The organism is Nocardia sp. bgisy134 (assembly GCF_965341865.1).
In the GTDB taxonomy this organism is placed as follows: domain Bacteria; phylum Actinomycetota; class Actinomycetes; order Mycobacteriales; family Mycobacteriaceae; genus Nocardia.
The window spans coordinates 18,780-36,468 of record NZ_CBDQZP010000031.1; the positions used below are offsets into that span (position 1 = coordinate 18,780).

The 17,689-nt window shown below is 64.0% G+C and carries 10 protein-coding genes and 3 pseudogenes; 5 read left to right on the forward strand and 8 right to left on the reverse strand.

Annotation, left to right across the window (positions count from 1 at the left end; all coding sequences use genetic code 11):
• Positions 1 to 40: 40 nt before the first annotated feature.
• Positions 41 to 766, forward strand: a complete 726-nt coding sequence (locus ACRWNM_RS34590) for a hypothetical protein (protein WP_431972383.1) — start codon at positions 41 to 43, stop codon at positions 764 to 766.
• Between the two features lie 393 nt (positions 767 to 1,159).
• Here ACRWNM_RS34590 and ACRWNM_RS34595 read toward each other — a convergent pair whose 3' ends face one another.
• On the reverse strand, positions 1,160 to 1,714 hold the full coding sequence (locus ACRWNM_RS34595; RefSeq protein ID WP_431972384.1) for a TetR family transcriptional regulator: 555 nt from the start codon (positions 1,712 to 1,714) through the stop codon (positions 1,160 to 1,162).
• 973 nt (positions 1,715 to 2,687) lie between these two features.
• Between ACRWNM_RS34595 and ACRWNM_RS34600 the strand changes: the two genes are divergently transcribed.
• Positions 2,688 to 3,923: an IS110 family transposase gene (locus tag ACRWNM_RS34600; RefSeq protein ID WP_431972385.1), complete on the forward strand. Its 1,236-nt coding sequence runs from the start codon at positions 2,688 to 2,690 to the stop codon at positions 3,921 to 3,923.
• A 169-nt stretch (positions 3,924 to 4,092) separates the two neighbouring features.
• On the opposite strand, the pseudogene ACRWNM_RS34605 reads toward ACRWNM_RS34600, so the two are convergent.
• Positions 4,093 to 4,912 (reverse strand): annotated as a pseudogene (locus tag ACRWNM_RS34605) (IS110 family transposase); the annotation flags it as partial.
• 447 nt (positions 4,913 to 5,359) lie between these two features.
• Between ACRWNM_RS34605 and ACRWNM_RS34610 the strand changes: the two are divergent.
• Positions 5,360 to 6,796: a hypothetical protein gene (locus tag ACRWNM_RS34610; protein ID WP_431972386.1), complete on the forward strand. Its 1,437-nt coding sequence runs from the start codon at positions 5,360 to 5,362 to the stop codon at positions 6,794 to 6,796.
• A gap of 70 nt (positions 6,797 to 6,866) precedes the next feature.
• Positions 6,867 to 6,977, forward strand: a pseudogene (locus tag ACRWNM_RS34615) (transposase); the annotation flags it as partial.
• 89 nt (positions 6,978 to 7,066) lie between these two features.
• On the opposite strand, the gene ACRWNM_RS34620 reads toward ACRWNM_RS34615, so the two are convergent.
• From ACRWNM_RS34620 to ACRWNM_RS34640, 5 genes and pseudogenes are all read right to left on the reverse strand, one after another.
• Complete coding sequence (locus ACRWNM_RS34620) at positions 7,067 to 10,513, reverse strand: NACHT domain-containing protein (protein ID WP_431972387.1); 3,447 nt, start codon at positions 10,511 to 10,513, stop codon at positions 7,067 to 7,069.
• A 395-nt stretch (positions 10,514 to 10,908) separates the two neighbouring features.
• A pseudogene (locus ACRWNM_RS34625) lies at positions 10,909 to 11,217 on the reverse strand (IS110 family transposase); the annotation flags it as partial.
• Positions 11,216 to 13,387, reverse strand: coding sequence for a hypothetical protein (locus ACRWNM_RS34630; protein WP_431972388.1), 2,172 nt, complete (start codon positions 13,385 to 13,387; stop codon positions 11,216 to 11,218). The pseudogene ACRWNM_RS34625 and the gene ACRWNM_RS34630, both read right to left, overlap by 2 nt.
• 325 nt (positions 13,388 to 13,712) lie before the next feature.
• The gene (locus tag ACRWNM_RS34635; protein WP_431972389.1) at positions 13,713 to 14,990 is read right to left on the reverse strand and encodes an MFS transporter; all 1,278 of its coding nucleotides are present in this window, start codon (positions 14,988 to 14,990) and stop codon (positions 13,713 to 13,715) included.
• Positions 14,987 to 16,183 carry an alpha/beta hydrolase family protein gene (locus ACRWNM_RS34640; protein WP_431972390.1) on the reverse strand — a complete coding sequence of 399 codons (1,197 nt, stop codon included), beginning with the start codon at positions 16,181 to 16,183 and terminating at the stop codon, positions 14,987 to 14,989. Before ACRWNM_RS34640 ends, ACRWNM_RS34635 begins: the two co-directional genes overlap by 4 nt.
• A gap of 113 nt (positions 16,184 to 16,296) precedes the next feature.
• On the opposite strand from ACRWNM_RS34640, the gene ACRWNM_RS34645 reads away from it, so the two are divergent.
• Positions 16,297 to 16,893, forward strand: coding sequence for a TetR/AcrR family transcriptional regulator (locus ACRWNM_RS34645; protein WP_431972391.1), 597 nt, complete (start codon positions 16,297 to 16,299; stop codon positions 16,891 to 16,893).
• Between the two features lies 1 nt (position 16,894).
• Here the strand turns inward: ACRWNM_RS34645 and ACRWNM_RS34650 are convergent, their stop codons facing one another.
• Complete coding sequence (locus tag ACRWNM_RS34650) at positions 16,895 to 17,440, reverse strand: TetR/AcrR family transcriptional regulator (protein ID WP_431972392.1); 546 nt, start codon at positions 17,438 to 17,440, stop codon at positions 16,895 to 16,897.
• Positions 17,441 to 17,689: the final 249 nt, after the last annotated feature.

A 17,689-nucleotide genomic window follows, 5' to 3' on the forward strand; every position in this document is an offset into this window, starting at 1 on the left:
GATCGTTCACCGATCGATGCGAAAATAGGGAAACACACAAGTGAAAATCACAAAATTGGCCGCCACATCAGCAATGGTAGCTGTCGGGATAATTGTTTCTACACAGACAGCATACGGAACTCCGGCGCCCGAGACCCCAGCAATCGGCGCCAGCGCAGACACTATCAACTACACGGCCCACAACAACGGTAGCTCTGCCATCGTTACAACCGATGCCGGCACTTTGGCGGTCATAGACGGACAATTCCAGATCAAGGCCGCCGACGGTCGCATCGTCGGCGGAATACCGTTGAAATTGCACCTGGACGAGATTGCACTACCGATCAGTGCCACGATCGAAGGCAACACTGCCACATTGACTCCCGATGTTTCCCAGGCTCGCTTCTACCCCGCGCTACCGTCGCCGGTTGCACTGCCGTTCGAGGACTATGCGCCGTGGAAGACGCCATACGACCGCGAAGTGGCGGCCTGGGCACGTCTGACCAGCACCATTTCGACGGGAGCTGCCGTCGGCGTCATCATCGGCGCAATCGGCGCTGGCACAGTCGGCTGCCTCGCAGGCGGAACGCTCGGCGCAACAGGCGGATTCGCCTTCCTTGCCGCGGGCGCCATCCCAGGCGCAGCGATCGGCTGCCTCACAGGTGCGGCCCTGTTTGCACCCATAGGCACACTCGTCGGCGCCATCTTTGTCGGCGCCCCCGTGGCCATTGCGGCGGCAATACAGTACTTCAGCACCGTCAATGCACCCTTCGACCCACCGAGATAGCAGTCGGCGCGCTTTCGGCCCGGATCGTCAACGGCCCATCGCTCGAGGTCGCGGTCGGCCCGCAACGGTTCACAACTCGGTCGGTAGGCGGCTTTGCTCACGTCACCCCGCGAACCTGCGAGGTAACCGACGCCGCGGCGGTGACGGAACGGATTAGCACAGCCGGGCACGACTCGCCCGGCAGGAAAAGTTGCAAGGACCGCTTACAGCGGTGGTAGCCCGCAATAAGAGCGCGACGCCGAGACACGGTCCTCAAGTACATCCGAGGAGCAGAAGCAGACGGTCCGGCGATTGCCGCGGGACGCTCTCGACTTCCTTGCCGGAGGGTCGGCGCAGGTGATGGCACTCCAACCGACGCACGCTTGCACCGGCTTGCGGTGCAGAGAGCCGTCGTTACGCCGTACGATCCTCGGCGGGAAGATCGATCAACCGATGTGCGGCAAACGAGAACTGCTCACCAATAGCCTTCTGACCGAGCGTCCCGTTCAACCAGCTGATCAGTGCAGTAACAAACACCGAGCTCAACGCTCGCAGGGCCATCTGCTGTTCGCGCGTAATCAGGTGATCCGGCCCCCACGTCGCTAACGCAACAACCTCCTCGAACTTGCCGAAATCTGGTCCCTGCGTTGCTTCGTCATCGAACTCTGGATTGAACGCCGCGGGCACGTGGTAACACGTCGCCACAGCATGCGCAAATCCGCGGTTGTCGTGCAACACCCGAAAAGCGCGCATCAGCGCGGTCGCAGCACGATCGCCCGGAGTCTTCCCAGAAGGCGGACGAGAAATAACGTCCAAGCGCAACCTCTCCACTTCCGCCGTCGACGCAATCAGGATTATGTCATCCTTCGATGGATAATATCGATACAACGTGTGCAGCGACATTTCGGACAGTCGAGCGATCTCACGCATCTGAACAGCATCATATCCCCCTTCGGCCGCAAGTTTCATGACTGCGTTGATTACTCGGACAGTGCGCGAAAAATGAACAGACACGGGTTCTTTCAACTGCTCCGTTCGTCTCATCACCTTCCCCCAATCAACGCCGTAACCTGCTATTCCTCGCGATCATAACACGTTCCCGCGACGGCGAATGATTGCATCTACCAGACGGCCGGCACCTCCAGACGGCAGCTGCCCCGTTCGCGACACTCTGCAGCAAAGAGCTTTTCCAAGCTACGCCTGCCCACGTCCGTGCTCCGAAGGCCGTACGCTCAGCATTCGCGCCGACACGTCGGCCAAGAACTCGCGCCGGGACGGCGCGAACGGACACGGACACGCTGACGCGCAACAACTTCGACACTCGACCACATGCAGCCAGTCGACATCGTTGGGGTGAGAGTGCCACCGATGACCACCTACCACTTGACGCGGGCCAAGTGCTTTGTCATCACCCGACAGCAGTGGTGCCCCGAGAAGCGGCAATGGCCAGCAGGGCGCATTCATCCGACAACAGAACGGCTGCTGTCCGTCGAGCCGCACAAACCTCCCACTCCCCTACCGCGACAGCCAAATTCCGCGAGCCGTGCACGCGCTACACAAGTACCCCTGACGCTTGGTTCGACCAGGTGAACCACGGAAAGATCCACCAATGAAATGCGACGTCGCAACTCCGCTCAGGACGTCCGAATACGCAGGTCAGCAGTGCTGCGCCTGTGGCGCACCGTGGTGCGCGAAGATGTGCAGGCGTTGCGTTTGTCCTCTGGTCGCCGGGGTTGGTGACCGGCGAGGCTTGGAGGGTTCGTCGCGGTCGACCCCGAATCCTCTGTAGTGCCGGTGAGCCTGTAGGTCAGCATGGTGGTGGAGGGCTTCCACGGGAACCGTGGATTGGTGCCTTCGAGCCCGAGCGTCAGACTCCTGTATCTCCCTGCCCTCCCCGCGGCGGACGCCGAATGGTCCGTCGACGGAAATAGAGGTGGCAGGGATGGAGATCGTTCACACCCGGTGCGCTGGGGTGGATATTTCGAAGCGAGACGCCAAGGTCTGTGTCCGGGTCGCCGGTGCGGGTCGCCGCAAAACTGTCGAGACCGTGACGACGTGGGGGTCTATGACCGGCCAAATCCTCGCTCTGCGTGAGCATCTGGTCGCCCAGCAGGTCAGTTGCGTGGTGCTGGAGGCGACCAGTGACTATTGGAAACCGTTCTACTATCTGCTCGAAGACGCCGGGTTCGAAGTGTTGCTGGTCAACGCGCGTCATGTGAAGAACCTGCCGGGCCGCAAGACCGACGTCTCGGATGCGACGTGGCTGGCCCAGCTCGGTGCCCATGGCCTGGTTCGGGGGTCGTTCGTGCCACCTGAACCGATCCGGCAACTGCGGGACCTGACCAGAGCCCGCACCGCGGTCACACGCGAACGCAGCCGTGAGGTCCAGCGCATGGAAAAGCTGCTCGAGGACGCCGGAATCAAGCTGTCCTCGGTGGCCTCCGACATCCTCGGGGTGTCCGGGCGGGGGATGCTCGAGGCCCTGATCGCCGGGCAACGCGACCCCGCCGTACTGGCCGAGCTGGCCAAACGCCGGTTGCGGTCGAAGATCCCGGCTCTGACCGAGGCATTGTCGGGCCGGTTCACCGACCACCACGCCTTCCTGGCTCGGGTGCACCTGAACCTGATCGACCAGCACACCACCGCGATCGCCGAACTCACCGAACGGATCGAGGTGATGATGGAACCCTTTCGCCGGTTCCGGGAACTGATCTGTGACATCCCCGGAATCGGGCCGATCACCGCCGATGTGATCGTCGCCGAGACCGGCGCCGACATGACCAGGTTCCCCACCGCCGGGCACCTCGCCTCCTGGGCCGGCACCTGCCCCGGCAGCAACGAATCCGCCGGACGGGTCAAATCAACCCGGACCCGGCCCGGGAACCCTTACCTACAAGGAGCACTCGGAGCCGCCGCGATGGCGTGTGCGCAGAACCCGGGAACCTATCTCGGAGCCCGCTACCGGCGGATCACCTCCCGACGCGGGCCTCAGAAAGCCAACGTGGCAATCCAGCACTCCATGCTCACCGCGATCTGGCACATGGGCACCACCGGCACGCCCTACCACGACCCGGGCGGCGACTACTTCAACCGACTACACCCCGACCGATCCAAAACCCGTGCAATACACCAACTCCAAGCCCTCGGCTACCACGTAACCCTCGACCACCTCACCTGACTCACAAGCCCGCCACGAGACGAATCTTCGCGTCAGAGGCGATTCTTGCCCGATGCCGTCACATGAGCCGCATTCGAAGCTGCGTATAGGAGGGTAGACAACTCGGGCGAGGGCCAGGTTGGTGTCAGGCATTCCGCGGTCCGCCGCGGGGTTCGTTCGGGTGTTATTAGGTCAGGACCTTGGCAAGAGGGTGATCGTCGAACATCCTCTCGATATCCTCGGCGATCTGTTTGCGCTGCAGCAGAACCGCTTTCAGCGAGTCGGCCAGTTTCGGCAGCACGGTCTGTGCGGCCTTCGTCCCGGGAACGGTGACCGTTTGCGCGGGCAGCGGCCAGGATCTCCTCGACCAAGCGGGCGCCCATGCGGGGCGCATGCTTGGTCGCGATGGCGGTGAGTTTGCGCCTGCCCGCGGCGCGGATTCCCGCGGGTCCGCCGCAACGCGAGAGGATTTCCAGGACCGCCGGGTGCGCGACGCGCGGCGCCAGAACGCGTTCGAGAGCGGGATGAACGCTGGTCAGCAGGCCGCGGATCCGGTTGCTGGTGCGGGTCGCTTCTCCGGCGAGATCGTCATCGAATCCGACGAGAACACCGAGCTCGGTGAGGGTTTCATCGCCGACATCGACCCGGCGCAGCGTGTGCGGCATGGTGCGGGCCGCGTCGGCGATGATGCGCGCGTCGCGGGCATCGGTCTTGGCTTGACCCGGATAGAGATCGGCGATGCGACGCATCGACAGGCCGGGCAGATAAGCCACATCGTGGCCGCAGGCACGGGCAACGGTGACCGGCAGCGCACCGATGGTGTTGGGCTGATCGACCACGATCAGCAACGGCCCCCGAGCTGCGAGCTGGTCGAACACCGCCCGCAGCCGGGACTCGTCGTTGGGTAGCGCCTTGTCGAACAACCGTTTGCCACTCGGGTCGAGACCGACCGCGTGGTGCTCGCCTTTACCCACATCAATGCCGCAGAACACGGCGTAGGCCTGTGTCACTTGCCATCTCTCATCGCATCGGCACTATCCGGACGGCCGCCGATCCAGCGTCGACGCCCGGCACCCACGTACGAAGAGACCTACCAGCGGCCCTGTCCCCATCAGCGGTCCATCGACGCCACCAGACCGCGGCGACACCACCCCCCGGATCATGCGTGAGACAGGGGCAACAAGTCATACCGGGCCTGGCGACCGTAGCCCCGTTCAGGAGCTACGAAGAAGGTAACGGGCACGGTAGCCAAGCCATATTGGCCCGGAACTTGTTTGACGGCCACCGGCTTGGTGTGGCTTGATTGCGACCGACGGCAGGGCTTCCGCGGCAGTAGTACGAACTTTTGGGGCCCGTGTGATCGGCTATTCGAGAGGGCGGGCCAGATGCAACTGTGCACGGCGTGTGGCGCTGAGCTTTCTGCCGACGAGCTGAGCAACTGTGCTATCTGCCGCTCCGTGGAACTGGTGCCTGGCGGACAACCCAAGACCGACAAAGGGTTTCGCCTGAGCTTCACCGTCTTTGGCTGCGCGGACTGCGGCAAGGTTTTCGGTGTCGCGGAAGGCCGCGCCGATCAATGCTCGGAATGTGGATCGGAGCTGCAGCTGGTTGATCGCAGGGCAGAGCTTCGCACGCAGCACTACGGAGCGGATCTGGTTCGCCTGCAAGAACGGCTCGAGTTCGCGCAGAATCTGGAGACTGCGGATCGCGGGAACCGGATGCCCGCCGAAGAATTTCGACAGTGGTTGCCGACAGCATTTGAAACCATACTGGAGTGGGCCGATCGCCTTCCGAAACGTATGGGAGAAGGTGACTTCGATGATCCTACTGCCGCAGACACAAGGATTGCCTGGTCGAGCCTGCTGGAACTCAGCAACGAGATGCTCGATTTCGCAGTGGATCTCAAGTCGAATCCAGCCCCGCCGGTGCTGCTGTCAACACATCGCGCCCTGATACGCGGCGTAATGCTCTTCGGAGCCGCGGCGGTGGGGTTCTTGACCACACTGACCGCTCCGACTGCGGGCATTGCCCGCAAGCGGATGCTAGACAGCCAGGAGATACTGGATTCCGCCTGCGAGGTAACGATCGCGGCGGCCAACCTGATGGCACCGGTCGATCTCGACGCGGTCACCGTGCTGAGCGGGTCATCACTCGGGTCGATGTTTCCCGAACTGGCCGACATTGCCAGGCGCGACCCGGTAATGCTCCGCCCTTTGATCCCACTCGTCATGATCGCGAGAGGGATGCACGACCAACAGCGGCGGTCACGTCGAGTAGCGGCAGTCCATGCCGCGTTCGACGCCGCGTCTGCTGCGCAGCCGCAATGGATCGGCGACTTCGACTTCCTGCTGGCGACAAGCTCGGCGGCATGGCGAAAGCTCATCGACCAGCACCAGCGGATGACTCACATATTGAGTACGCACGACCGCAAGCGACCAGGATGGATCGATGAGGTACTCGACATCGGAGCGAAGGCTGTAGAGGGTCCGTATCGCGCGTACGGAAGTCTCGTGTTGGCAGCGCTGAAAGTGGCAGGAGGCACTATCAACGCACTCGACAGCACCGCCACGGGTAACAGCGGGTTTGGCGCTGTGCGCAATGGTCTGGCTGCCGAGTACCCGGAGTTGGCCGAGGACATTCACCCGATAATCCGACATGCGTCCGCGCACTATGACTATCAAATCCACGGCGAAGTCGTTCGCATACAGCACCTTCCACCTCGTGGCGGCGGGGCACCGATAGTAGAGACGCACAGCTTCGATGACCTGCTCACGGCTGTCTCCAACCTCTCCGAGCACACCACCGCAATGGCGATTGGCGTGATGAGTTGGGTGTGGTCGCATAGTCCGGTTTCGGACCGCGAACGATTTCGGCGCGACTGGCTGTCGGCTTGAAATGGACTGCCCCCGGTTTGGTTGATTCCTGATCTGTGCGGACTTCGTCCTCGATGGAAGGATGTCCACCATGCCGAAGCCGTATCCGGAGGAGTTCCGCCGCGATGTCGTCGCCGTCGCCCGCAAGGGCAACACTTCGATCAAGCAGGTCGCCAAGGATTTCGGGATCTCCGAAGCCTGCCCTGCACAATAGAGCCGTCGAAATAGTTCCGCATTGTCGTACGAAGGAACCCACCGATATCCAGTGGAATGCTGCCCGCTGACGGCGTGTCAGCACCGGCCGAGGTTCTTGGTCGCCAAGTGCTTGCTCGCGAGCTCGCCGGGATTTGGGCCTACCGTGGAACAGTCATCCTTGGAGCACCTTGTTGAACTCGATGGCGGATTGGCAGTCCGGCAATTCAAACACATCCATCCTGGATTCTGTCTGTCCACTACGCGTTTCAGCAGCGTCATCAGGTCCGATGGCTGAGCCGAGACTATGTGCTTGATCACTGCTTCCTGCACATGGCCATCGAGATCGTCCAACAGTTCGCGGATCTGACCACTGGATTCGTCTCCGCTCATCGGGTTGATCGTCAGCGCCGCAACAACACGCAGCACGGGGTTGTCACTTCGCACCCAGCACTCCGGCTCGGGTATTGACTCCAGCGATGCCAACGCCGAAGCGGCAAGTCTTTGGTGACCCGGCCGCGCTGTCAGTGCGGATACCTGCTCCCGCAGTAGCTCCGCCGCATGAGCAACGGGAGTCCGCCACAATGACTTCGCCGCGAAACGTGCTTGGCGGATCCCCAGGGTGAGCATGGCCAACAGCAGCAACAGCGCCGCGTCGGGATCGCTGACCGCGGACCAGTCTGTTTCCGAGCGTTCCTGCGCGTTGTCGAACAGCGCGAAGTAGGGGGCATTGCCACCGAAGCGCTTCATTCGAGCCAACGCAATCTCAGCCTCAGCGGCGAGTACAGCGTGATCGAACCCGTACAGCGATACTGTCAGCCCGATCAGTTGTCGAAGCATGGCATCGGGCCGCCTATAGATGTACCGCTCGGCTCCGCCGTCGTTCAGATCCAGGGTTTCGATGAAATCCGCCAGCTCGTCGAGACGAATCGCTTGGATCGTCGACAGCTCGGTCTTTTCGTGGTCAGCAACAAGGCTCAGGAAGTCCCCGTATACGGAGTTGTCACGACCGGAGAGCCACGATTCAAACCTCGCGAGCCCGCGTGCGTGATCTTCGAGAATCGGCTGGACCTCGGCGCTGAGTCCTCGTTCGGTGAGCAGTCGCACGAGCGAATCTTGAAGGCCGCTGGGCGCCGCAGCGGCACACGCCGCGATCAGCGGTGCGGTGTGCACGTCGTGATCCAACAGGAGTCGCGCCGCCCGCTCCTGTGTGGCAATGAGTGTCTGATCGACAGACCAGGTGATGACATCGATGAGTCTTTTTGCGGCCGGTGGCCGGATATCCGGCAGCGAGGGGATGGCGAGTACTTCTTTCAGCAGTTCTACCTGCTGGTCGGTCAGGACCGTGGGATTCGGGTAGAAATGGAACTCCAGCGACGCGCGGGCAACGGTGTTGTGCTCGGTCCCGTACTGCGCTGCCGCGGCTTCCGCAGACGCACGGAGCTCGCTCGGGATCGGCAGCGACAGCAGCACTTTCCAGCTGCTCCAGCCGAAGGAGGTTCCCTCGGCGATGTGCGCGATCAAGCGCTGGCAGACCCCTCGAACGATGTCGTCGTCCAGCGTGGCCCCTTCGCTGGACGCTTGGGCGAGAACCTTCGCCACACGCACATCGGCTGTGTCTGCTCGTAACGTGTCGTAGACGACGCGTGCGACAGCGCTGTTCAGGGTGCATGCCAGCACGAGCGGTTCGAACTGCTCACTGGCAACACGGGCCTCGACCCATTGTGGAACCTCGTTCGGACACGACACGACCCGCATCGCGTCTCCGATCTCGGCGAAGAGCGCGATCCGGGGCGCCACGGTCTCATCGGCACCGGAGGCGACGAAGATTCCGGTTTCGTCGAAGAGCCGCACGGCTGCCGCCGCGGCGATGTTTGCTCGTGCCGGTGGCAAGCCCCAGCTCGGGCCGAGCGCGGCAGCGACTGCATCCATCACCGCCTTTTTGTCGGCCCGGCCCTGGCTGTTCAGGATTGCGGCGGCTTCGCTGGTGAACGCCTCCATAGTTGCTGTCGGCAAGTCATCGCCTTCCAGAGGCCCGAAGGCAAGGTCGGCGACGCGTGCTGTTTCTCGGGTGGCGACCATATCCTTCACCACGGCTTCCAGGATCTTCGCGCGGTTTTTGGGAAGTAGATCGGGTGACCGCTGGGCAGCCAGCAGTGCCAACAGTGTCGGGATGAGCGGTGTCTCGTGCAGTAGCTCATCCTGCGCCAGCGCTGCTTGCACCCATTCCACGCGTTCGGAGACCCACTCGGATCGGTTCGCCGCCACCGGCATCTTCTGTTTCGCGGCTGCTTCCAAGACCGCGGTCACCGCATCCAGTGCTTTCGACGGTGGCCGCAAGCGCAGAGCTGGCCAGCCGAGAGTGGCGGCTTGGCCGTAGGCGACGTCACGAGTCGTAACGAGGATGCAGACACCGTCGGGAAGATCAGCAACCAGGTCGTACAACTCACTGATCACCTTTCCGCGCTGATTATAGGTCTCGTCCAACGCGTCGAGGAGCAAAGCGATGCCACCTTCCCCATCGAGGCGTCGATTGATCTCCTGGGTGAGAATTTCCTGGTCCCCGACTCTTTCGTCGCGAACAGCCGCGGCGACCAATCGTTCCCGAAAACCCGTCTGGTGGGCTGCGGTATTGATTTCTCGAAGCGAGGCGCGTACAGGAAGGATGTCTGTCGGATCTTGCGCCAACTGGGCCGCCACATGTTTGAGCGCGGTAGTTTTTCCACCGCCGGGCAAGCCGGTCAGAACGACACGGCCGCGTCGCAGGAAGGCCCCGATCAGATCGGATCCGAAGTGATTGTCGTCCTGCTCCGTGGTGACGGTGACGTCCGCGTCGGCTTCTGCCAGAAGGAGGTTGGGCAACTCGGCGCCCAGCATTCGCAGGTCGATCTCCGTACCTTGCCGGATCAGGCGATCGCAGTACCGTTTCAGTGCCAGTCGCCGTGTTTCGAGTACTGCTGCGGGCGTATCTCCGGTGCTCGCAAGCTCAACGCCCGTACCTCGCAACCCCTCCGACCAACCGGCGAGGTCGTGGCCACCCCGCAACCGAGCGATGCGACCCGAGATGTTCATCAGGGATTCCCACGCCGTGCGCGTCGCGTCGGGTCTCTTGTCGGCGACGACAGCCCGCAAGTGGGCCATGGCCAATTGTGCCCCAGGCTCGGCCTGTTCCTCTACCTGTAGTTCCCAGATCACCGCGCACTTCAGGACCAGTTCCCGCTCGGCGTCGCTCAACTCGTCCAAGAGATCGTGGACAGTCGAGAGGATCTTCGCTTCGCCTTCGGTGGGAGGCCCCGGATGAGTTGTCCGGTTACGGTTCAGAACGCCCTGTAAATTCCTCGTCGGGCCATTGAGTGTTCCCGTGACGATCACCAGTCGGTCCATTTCAGGGCAGAGCCCCGCCTTGACCGCCGGAATCCACTGGGCAACAGCCTTCTTCAGCGAAGCGCCAGCCTCCAGGGATCGCTTGGCCTGGAGGTATGCCCGATGGCCCGATTCGAAATCGATCCTGATGTCATCGACCGCATCGTCGGTCTCCAGCGACACCGACGCCACGCGGGCGTGCGCAGGTCCGAGTTCGACTCCTGGCAGGGACACTCCCGCCAGACCGTAGGCCACGGCATATGCTACGACGCCGCGCCGGTACTCCGTGCCCGCGTCGCCGGATGCGCCCGCGACACTCCCATGCCCCGCCCTTGCGCTACCGACCACCACCCCATGAATTCTAAAGATCGCGATGTAGCCTCGCCCGCATCTGCGAGAGAGGATGGCCAGAGCCGTCACACACGGCTCCACCATTACGGTTCTCGACTGTTCCCCGCTCTCGCGATCGTTCGGATAGAGAAGTGCATGCGGATACTGCTGACCTCCGAATGTTCGAGTCAGCCGCTGATCCGGCCCCGACGCGTCCCGTCCACCGGCAACCACAGCGCTACTTCTTGCTTGGTGGCGATCGTGGTGAGTTTGCGATTGCGTTTGCTCGCGGCTCGGATCCCTGCTGGGGCCGCCGCACCGGGACAAGATCTCCAGAACCGCAGGATGTGAGATCCGGGGCCCCGAGGCGCGTTCGAGAGCTGGGTGGAGCTGGACAGCAGGCCACGGATGCGGTTGTTGGTGCGAGTGGCTTCGTCGGCCAGGTCGTCGTCGAAGCCGACCAGGACGCCGAGCTCGGTGAGGGGTTCGTCGCCGGTGTCGACCCGGTCCAGCGTATGCGGCATGGCGCGGGCGGCGTCGGCGATGATATGCGCGTCAGCGGGGACTGGCGACAACGGTCAGCGCGATGGTGGTCACTACGACCACGACCGGAACCAGCACGGCGGCGAGGCCGGGCGCACGGCGGCGTATCGGGTCGGGGCGGCCGGCGGGTCGTAGCGCCAACCACTGCTGGTAGGTGTCGTGGCGGAACTGGTAGGAGATACCGGTGACGCGCAGCAGGCCGGTATTGCGTGCCCAGTTCAGGAACGGAGCGGGCCGTGGCGCGAAGGTACCGGTCACACGGAACAGCACCGACGCGATCGCGTACCGGCCTGCCGTGAGACCGATCGTAGTGCCAGCGGTCGTTCCCAGCATCAATCCGAGGAGTAGTCCGACATCGAGCCCTTGCTCGAACTGGGGCAGCATGGTTCGGGCGAGCTGAGCTCCGGACAGGTGATCGGGGATTCCGTATAGCCGAAGAACGAGCCAGCTACGAAGCAGGAATCTAAGGCCGGTCAGGATGCCGACCGTGAGCAGGACCGTGAGTCCGACGACGATGGCGGCGGTTCGGACGTCGCGGATCACCCGCTGTTCGTCCACGCCGAGTGCGAACCGGTCTTCGCTGGTCGTGCCCAGTGCCTTCATGACCGCGATCGCCACCCCGAGAGGTAGTAGGCACAGCGAAATCGACCAGCCCGCAATAGCGATCGCGCCGGAGGGGCCGCGCGGCTGGAAGTACCACATCCAGGTCGTCAGCGTGAGCGCGAACGCGATGATCGCCCCGGCGACCAGCATGCCTTGCAGGGTTCTGCGGCCTCGGGATCTGCCCGGGATACGCCAAGCCAGACGCGGTGGCGCGGCGAGTTTCGGAAAGAACCGTGTCAGGACAGACCAGAATCCGAACCACAACCCCAGCCACAGCCACAGCCAGGTCAGTATCGCTGTCTCGCCGATGAGATAGGCGCCGGACAACAATCCGGTCGCCGTGCTGTAGAAGAGCCCGCCTCCCAGGACGAACGCAGATAGCGTCAGTGATCGGGTCGGCCGCACACCGGCCAGTTCCCAGATACGGTCGAGGGTGATATCGGTGCCGCCACGTCCCCGAATCCGCTGTGCCTGGAGGTGCTCGGCGAGGTTGTGCAGCCAGATATCGACAGCGCGTTCGGTGTAGGCGCGGGTCGCCGCGGTGCGTTCAGTCGCGGCGATCGCCGCCGGAATCATGCTGGCGAACAACAGATCACACACCGCCGTGACGGTGGAACACGCGGCCAGCGCGTCGGCGGTGTCACGGCCGCCGCCATGTAGAGCGGGCGCGGCCAGTCCGAGCAGCCACGGTGTGCGCAACGCGGTGGCCAGCGGTCCGTCCGGATCCTGCTCGAGCCGCGCGGTCACCGACCCCCACGCCTGTTCGGCAACTCCGAGCTGGTCACGGTAATCATCGAGATAGCAGTAGATATCGGTCGTGGTCAGCGTTTGCACCGTCACCGTGGTCGCACCGTGCAGACCGGCATCGCCACGCAGACCGGTGATCCTGGCGAACACCGGAGTGCGGCACAGGACGACGAGACCACGGTTGCGCCAAGGGGTTTCGTTCAACCGATCCAACACGGTCCGCGCACGTATCGATGCGCCATCGAGAGGATCCATCTCGTCCAAGCCGTCCAGCACCGGCAGGATCCGGCCACTGTCGATCAGGGCTCGCGCCACACGCGCGTGCAGGGCGAAATCGAGGCACAGTCTCGTCGCCAACCAGCCCGAGAACGATTCGCTGCCATCCCATCCCGAGGCATTGACGCGAACAGGCACCGGCGCGGCCGCGCGCAGCGAATCCGACAACAGCGCCCGATCACGCAACTGATCGAGGACCAGATGGATCGCCGACACTGTCTTGCCCGCCCCCGCCGCACCCAAAACCACCAGCCGACGCTGCGTCACCTTCTCCCGGTAGTAGGTACCGATATTCGCCAGCACACAACGAGCGTCATCGCCCGAACGCCGCCGTGACGCGATCCGGAATTCCAGATCCATCACCGTGCCCGGCCCCGCCCTCAGCTGATCACGCAGCACCGTTTCCCGCCGCTGGACCGCCTCTGCCAAACCGTCGGCATGCCCCGCCAGCGCCGACCGCGAGATGTCCGGTCGTACCCGCCGCAACAGCCAGCCACCAACTGGCTTCGCCAGTCCCGCAACGGCTTTCACCGCAGCGCCTTCCAACCCGCTCGTCACGATTTCCGAGCATGACACCGCGCAGCGCGTTTGTCTGCGTGTCGCGCCCGGGGCGGCAAAGATCGGGCGGATCTTACGTAAACCGCTGATAACGCTTGATTTTCGGGCTCTCGTGCTGCACATCGTGGTCGACTGGTGTTCGGCGTGACTCTTCGTCGATGTTGCTGGCGCCGGGTTTCACCGAGTCTCCTGGCAGTCCATGCGGCCCTCGTCGGACAGCCTTGCCAGACGAGGACCGACGTACTGGGATCGCTACACCGAGTCGCCGTGCACACGAATCATGCAGGGCATGCTCGTCGAAACCAACGGCCTGCGTAAGCCCGTCCTACACGCGGCCGATTACGCCGATCTCGGTCTCAGCGGGGTCGGTCCGCAACTGGTCTCGATCCGGTCTGATCGCGAGCATCGACACGGCTGCGCCGGCCACCAGCAACAATCCAGCCAGATCGAATGCCATCGCGAAGCCGACCGAGGGGCTCGGTGCGGCGTCGATGAGTCTGCCGGTGACGTAGGGTGCCAGCAGGCTGGCCACTGCGGCTACCGCGTAGGAGGTTCCGAGTGCCGCGCTGCGCTGTCGGTCCGGGCAGATGTCGGCGATCGCGGCGTTGACCAGCGGTGTTTGTGCGTTGCCCGCCGAGAAGGCGATCACGACGACGAGCAGGACCAGCGGTGCCACGTCCAGCCTGGTTACTGCCAGCATGCAGATGCCGGCCAGTGCGGCGACGGCGCCGCCGAGCACACCATGGGCGAGCCGACGGGAGGCGCCGCGCCGGGCGGCCCGCTGTGCGATGACACCGACGGTCAGTACAAGGGCGATGGCGACCACACTCGGCAGTCCGATCAAGCCGCCGACCGCGGCCTCGCTGAATCCGACCTCGTCCGCCAAGTACAGCGGCAGCCAGGCGAGCCCAAGCGCGAGGGACCACATGACAGTGAAGGTCGCGAACGTCCCACCGAGCCAGGTTCCGGTGGCCACGATTCGGAGAAACGGCACTTCCTTCTGAGTACTCGAATCAGCGTTGCCACCAACATGATAGGGGCCGGTATTGCCCCAGCGCAGCCACGCCGACAACCACAGTAGGCCCAGGATGCCGAGCAGGCCGAAGGCCGCGCGCCAGCCCAACGCGCTGATGGTCACGATGATCAACGGACCACCGAGCACCGCGCCGAGCGCACCGCCAGCGGTGATCACCGCCGATGGCAGTGCCCGCCGCTGCTCTGGAAACCAGGTGAAGGCAGTGTGGTTGGCCAGCGGGAATCCAGGACCTTCACCGGCGCCGAGCAGGACGCGAGTGCCGAGCAGGATCGCGAATCCGGTCCCGGGAACAAGGATCGGGAGCTGCGCGACGGACCAGATGAACACCAAGATGGCGAGCAACAGGCGTACCGGCACCCGGTTGCCGAGGAATCCGACCAGCACCGCCGATGCGCTGAACAGCAGGTAGAAGCCTGCCGCCACCATCCCGAATCCGGTCGCGGAGAGTCCGAGTTCGTTCATGATCGGGTCGGCGGTGAGGCCGAGCACGGCCTTGTCGGCGAAGTTGATCATCATGAACAGCATCAGTAGGGCCAGCACGCGGTTGGCCCGGCGTGTGGCGCTCACAGGCTCAGACGGGTGTCGAGCCAGTCGAAGGTTCGCTGGTTGAACAGCAACGTCGCACCCTCGTGACAATGCTCGCCGCCACCGTCGGCGGACGCGAACACCATCAGTTCCTTCTCGCACCGGAGCGCGTCGTAGACCTGCCGAGGCTGGCCGCGGAAGAACTGGTCGTTCTCCGCGTCGAGGACGAGGGTGGGGCAGGTGATCTTGTCGGCGATGCCGTCCACGGTGAACGGCCGGGTGATTCGGATGTATTCGGCGGGGGACGCGGCCCCGAACGTCCACATGCCGTTGCGCACCGCCCATCGGCTTTGGGTCGACATCATCATCAGTTCGAGGACCGGGTTCGCGAGGTCATCACGCTTGTCGAGGATCCAGTCGTACAGGAACGGTGGCATCACACTGCGGTAGGCGTCATGGAAGCTGTAAACGCCGTCGTGCAGCACGCAAGCTGCGAAGCGGTGCTCGAAGGCGGCCGCGCGGGCCGCGAGGTATCCGCCGAGACTGGTGCCGAACAGGACAAGACGGTCCCGATCGACTCCGGGCAACGTCAGTGCGTGGTCGAGAACTGGAGTCACCACGTGTTCCCAGTCGGGTCGGAACACCAGCCCCGACTCCCGCCGGGCCGAGGCCTGGCCGGGCCCCTCGAACCCCAGCACGTTGTAGCCGCGCCGCAGGGCACCTTCGGCCGCGAAGAAGTACAGCTCTTCGAGAGTCGAGTCGAAGCCACCGTGCAGGATGACCGTGGGCCGAGCCTTGTCCGAATCATCCACGCGGAACAGGTATCCGGGCAGTTCGCCGCCCTCGTAAGGGATGGCCTGCGGGATCGGCGGAACGTCGAACAGCTCGGCGGCTTCGGCGAATGTCTGCCGTGACAGCCGAGCCAGGCGGGCCGATTCGGCGTCGTTGTCCGGGTCGAGCCTGCGGTAGAAGTCCGCGTTTCGGTAGTAGTTCGACGCACGCAGGAGAGCTTCCCTGGCGCTGACTCGGCGGCCGGCGGCGAGAGCGGTCCAGGCGATCCGATGAACGCGCTCGGCAGTGGCCGACCATTCCCGGCACCACGCCTCTTCGTCGCCCTCGGGGATGTTCTGGCAGGTGGCCAGCACTTCGCCGAGCTCGGCCCCGCCGTAGGCGCCGTGTCCGGCAGTCCGCAAGGCTTCGAACGAGAACGACTCGTCGTCGAACAGAAACTTCATTGTCCCTCCATGCAGGCAAACACGGAACGGAACCGTTCCGTTGCGTTCAGGTTTGCGAGCGTAGCCCTGATAGCATCGGAACGCAACCGTTCCGTTCTTTTGAGGGGTATCGAATGACCAGCCGCCGAGCCGCGGGAGCGGCAGCCCTTCGGGAAACCGTGACCGAAACGATCACTCGTGCTGCCCTGGACGAACTCGCCGAAATCGGGTACGCGCGGATGTCGATGGAGGCGGTGACTCGCCGCGCCGGTGTCGGTAAGGCGGCGCTGTACCGGCGGTGGCCCTCCAAGGATGCGATGCTGATCGATCTGATATCCACCGCCGTGCGTGCGCACAGTCCCGCCGACATCGACACCGGATCGCTGCGTGGTGACGTCGAGGCATTCATCCGCGACGTCGTCGGCGCCCTGACTCATCAGCTGGTGAGCCGGATCGTTCCCGACCTGTTCGCCGAAGCGGCCCGCAATCGCGACCTGGCCGACGCGTTACGCGCGGCAGTGGCGGCGCCCCGCCGCGCGGCGGCCGCGCAACTCCTCCAACGCGGCATCGACCGCGGAGAATTGCCCACTCAGCTCGACTTCGAGCTGGGGATGGACCTTCTCGGAGCTCCGCTGTTCTTCCGGCTGCTGATCAGCCGCGGGCCGGTGGACGACGGCTACATCGCCCGCCTGACCAACGCCACGCTCGCCGCTCTCGCCGCCGCCGCGTAATTCATTCGTCCGCCTCGATCGCGGCGCCGAAGGCGCGGAGTGCTCGCTCGACGCAGGAGCGGATGAATGCCTCGTCGACCAAACCGCCGGTGACGAGAACGCGCAGGTAGATCGGAGCAATCGCGAACTCGGCCAACTCCTGCGCATCGGTCTGAGCGGGGAGTTCGCCGCGGGACATCGCTTGTTCGACGAGCGCGGCCGAGGATCGAAAGCGGGTCGCCCAGAATCGGCGGCGTGCGGCGTCGACGCCCTCGACGGAGTCGGCGATCGCGACCTGAACCCGGAGCAACGCGAGCAGTGGCGGCTGAGCGAGCACGGCCGTGACCTCGTGCAGCAATTCGGTCAGGTCGCCGCGCAAGGAGCCGGTATCCGGGACGTGGATCTGTTGCTCCATGTGTGCGAGCATCGCGTCGGCGACGAGGTCCTGCTTCCCCTGCCAGCGCCGATAGATGGTCGTCGGATGGACTCCGGCGTTGTGGGCTGCGTCGGGGATCTCGAAACCGTGGTAGCCGCGCTGAATCAACAGTTCCAGTGTCGCTTTGCGCACCGCCTCCACTACACGGGCGCTACGTCCTCCCTGTCTCGCCTTGGCCGCCCGGGCTTCATGTTGTGTCACGACGAAAAGCTTGACATCCGGCCAGCGGCCGCTCAAACTTCGCTAACGCATTTTCAAATGCGTTAAGTGGCTCCCTTGGCCGAATCCCGCTCAGGCCAACCACGAAACCATCATCGCCGCAAGGGATTGGACCCCCGGCGGGCAACACCATGCCACCGCACAACCCGATCCGGGCGTTCG

What these genes read in the sequence shown, in the direction of transcription:
- ACRWNM_RS34595 (WP_431972384.1), bottom strand. Translation starts at nt 1,714, where the DNA reads ATGAAACTTGCGGCCGAAGGGGGATATGATGCTGTTCAGATGCGTGAG.
- ACRWNM_RS34600 (WP_431972385.1), top strand. Translation starts at nt 2,688, where the DNA reads ATGGAGATCGTTCACACCCGGTGCGCTGGGGTGGATATTTCGAAGCGA.
- ACRWNM_RS34640 (WP_431972390.1), bottom strand. Translation starts at nt 16,183, where the DNA reads ATGAAGTTTCTGTTCGACGACGAGTCGTTCTCGTTCGAAGCCTTGCGG.
- ACRWNM_RS34645 (WP_431972391.1), top strand. Translation starts at nt 16,297, where the DNA reads ATGACCAGCCGCCGAGCCGCGGGAGCGGCAGCCCTTCGGGAAACCGTG.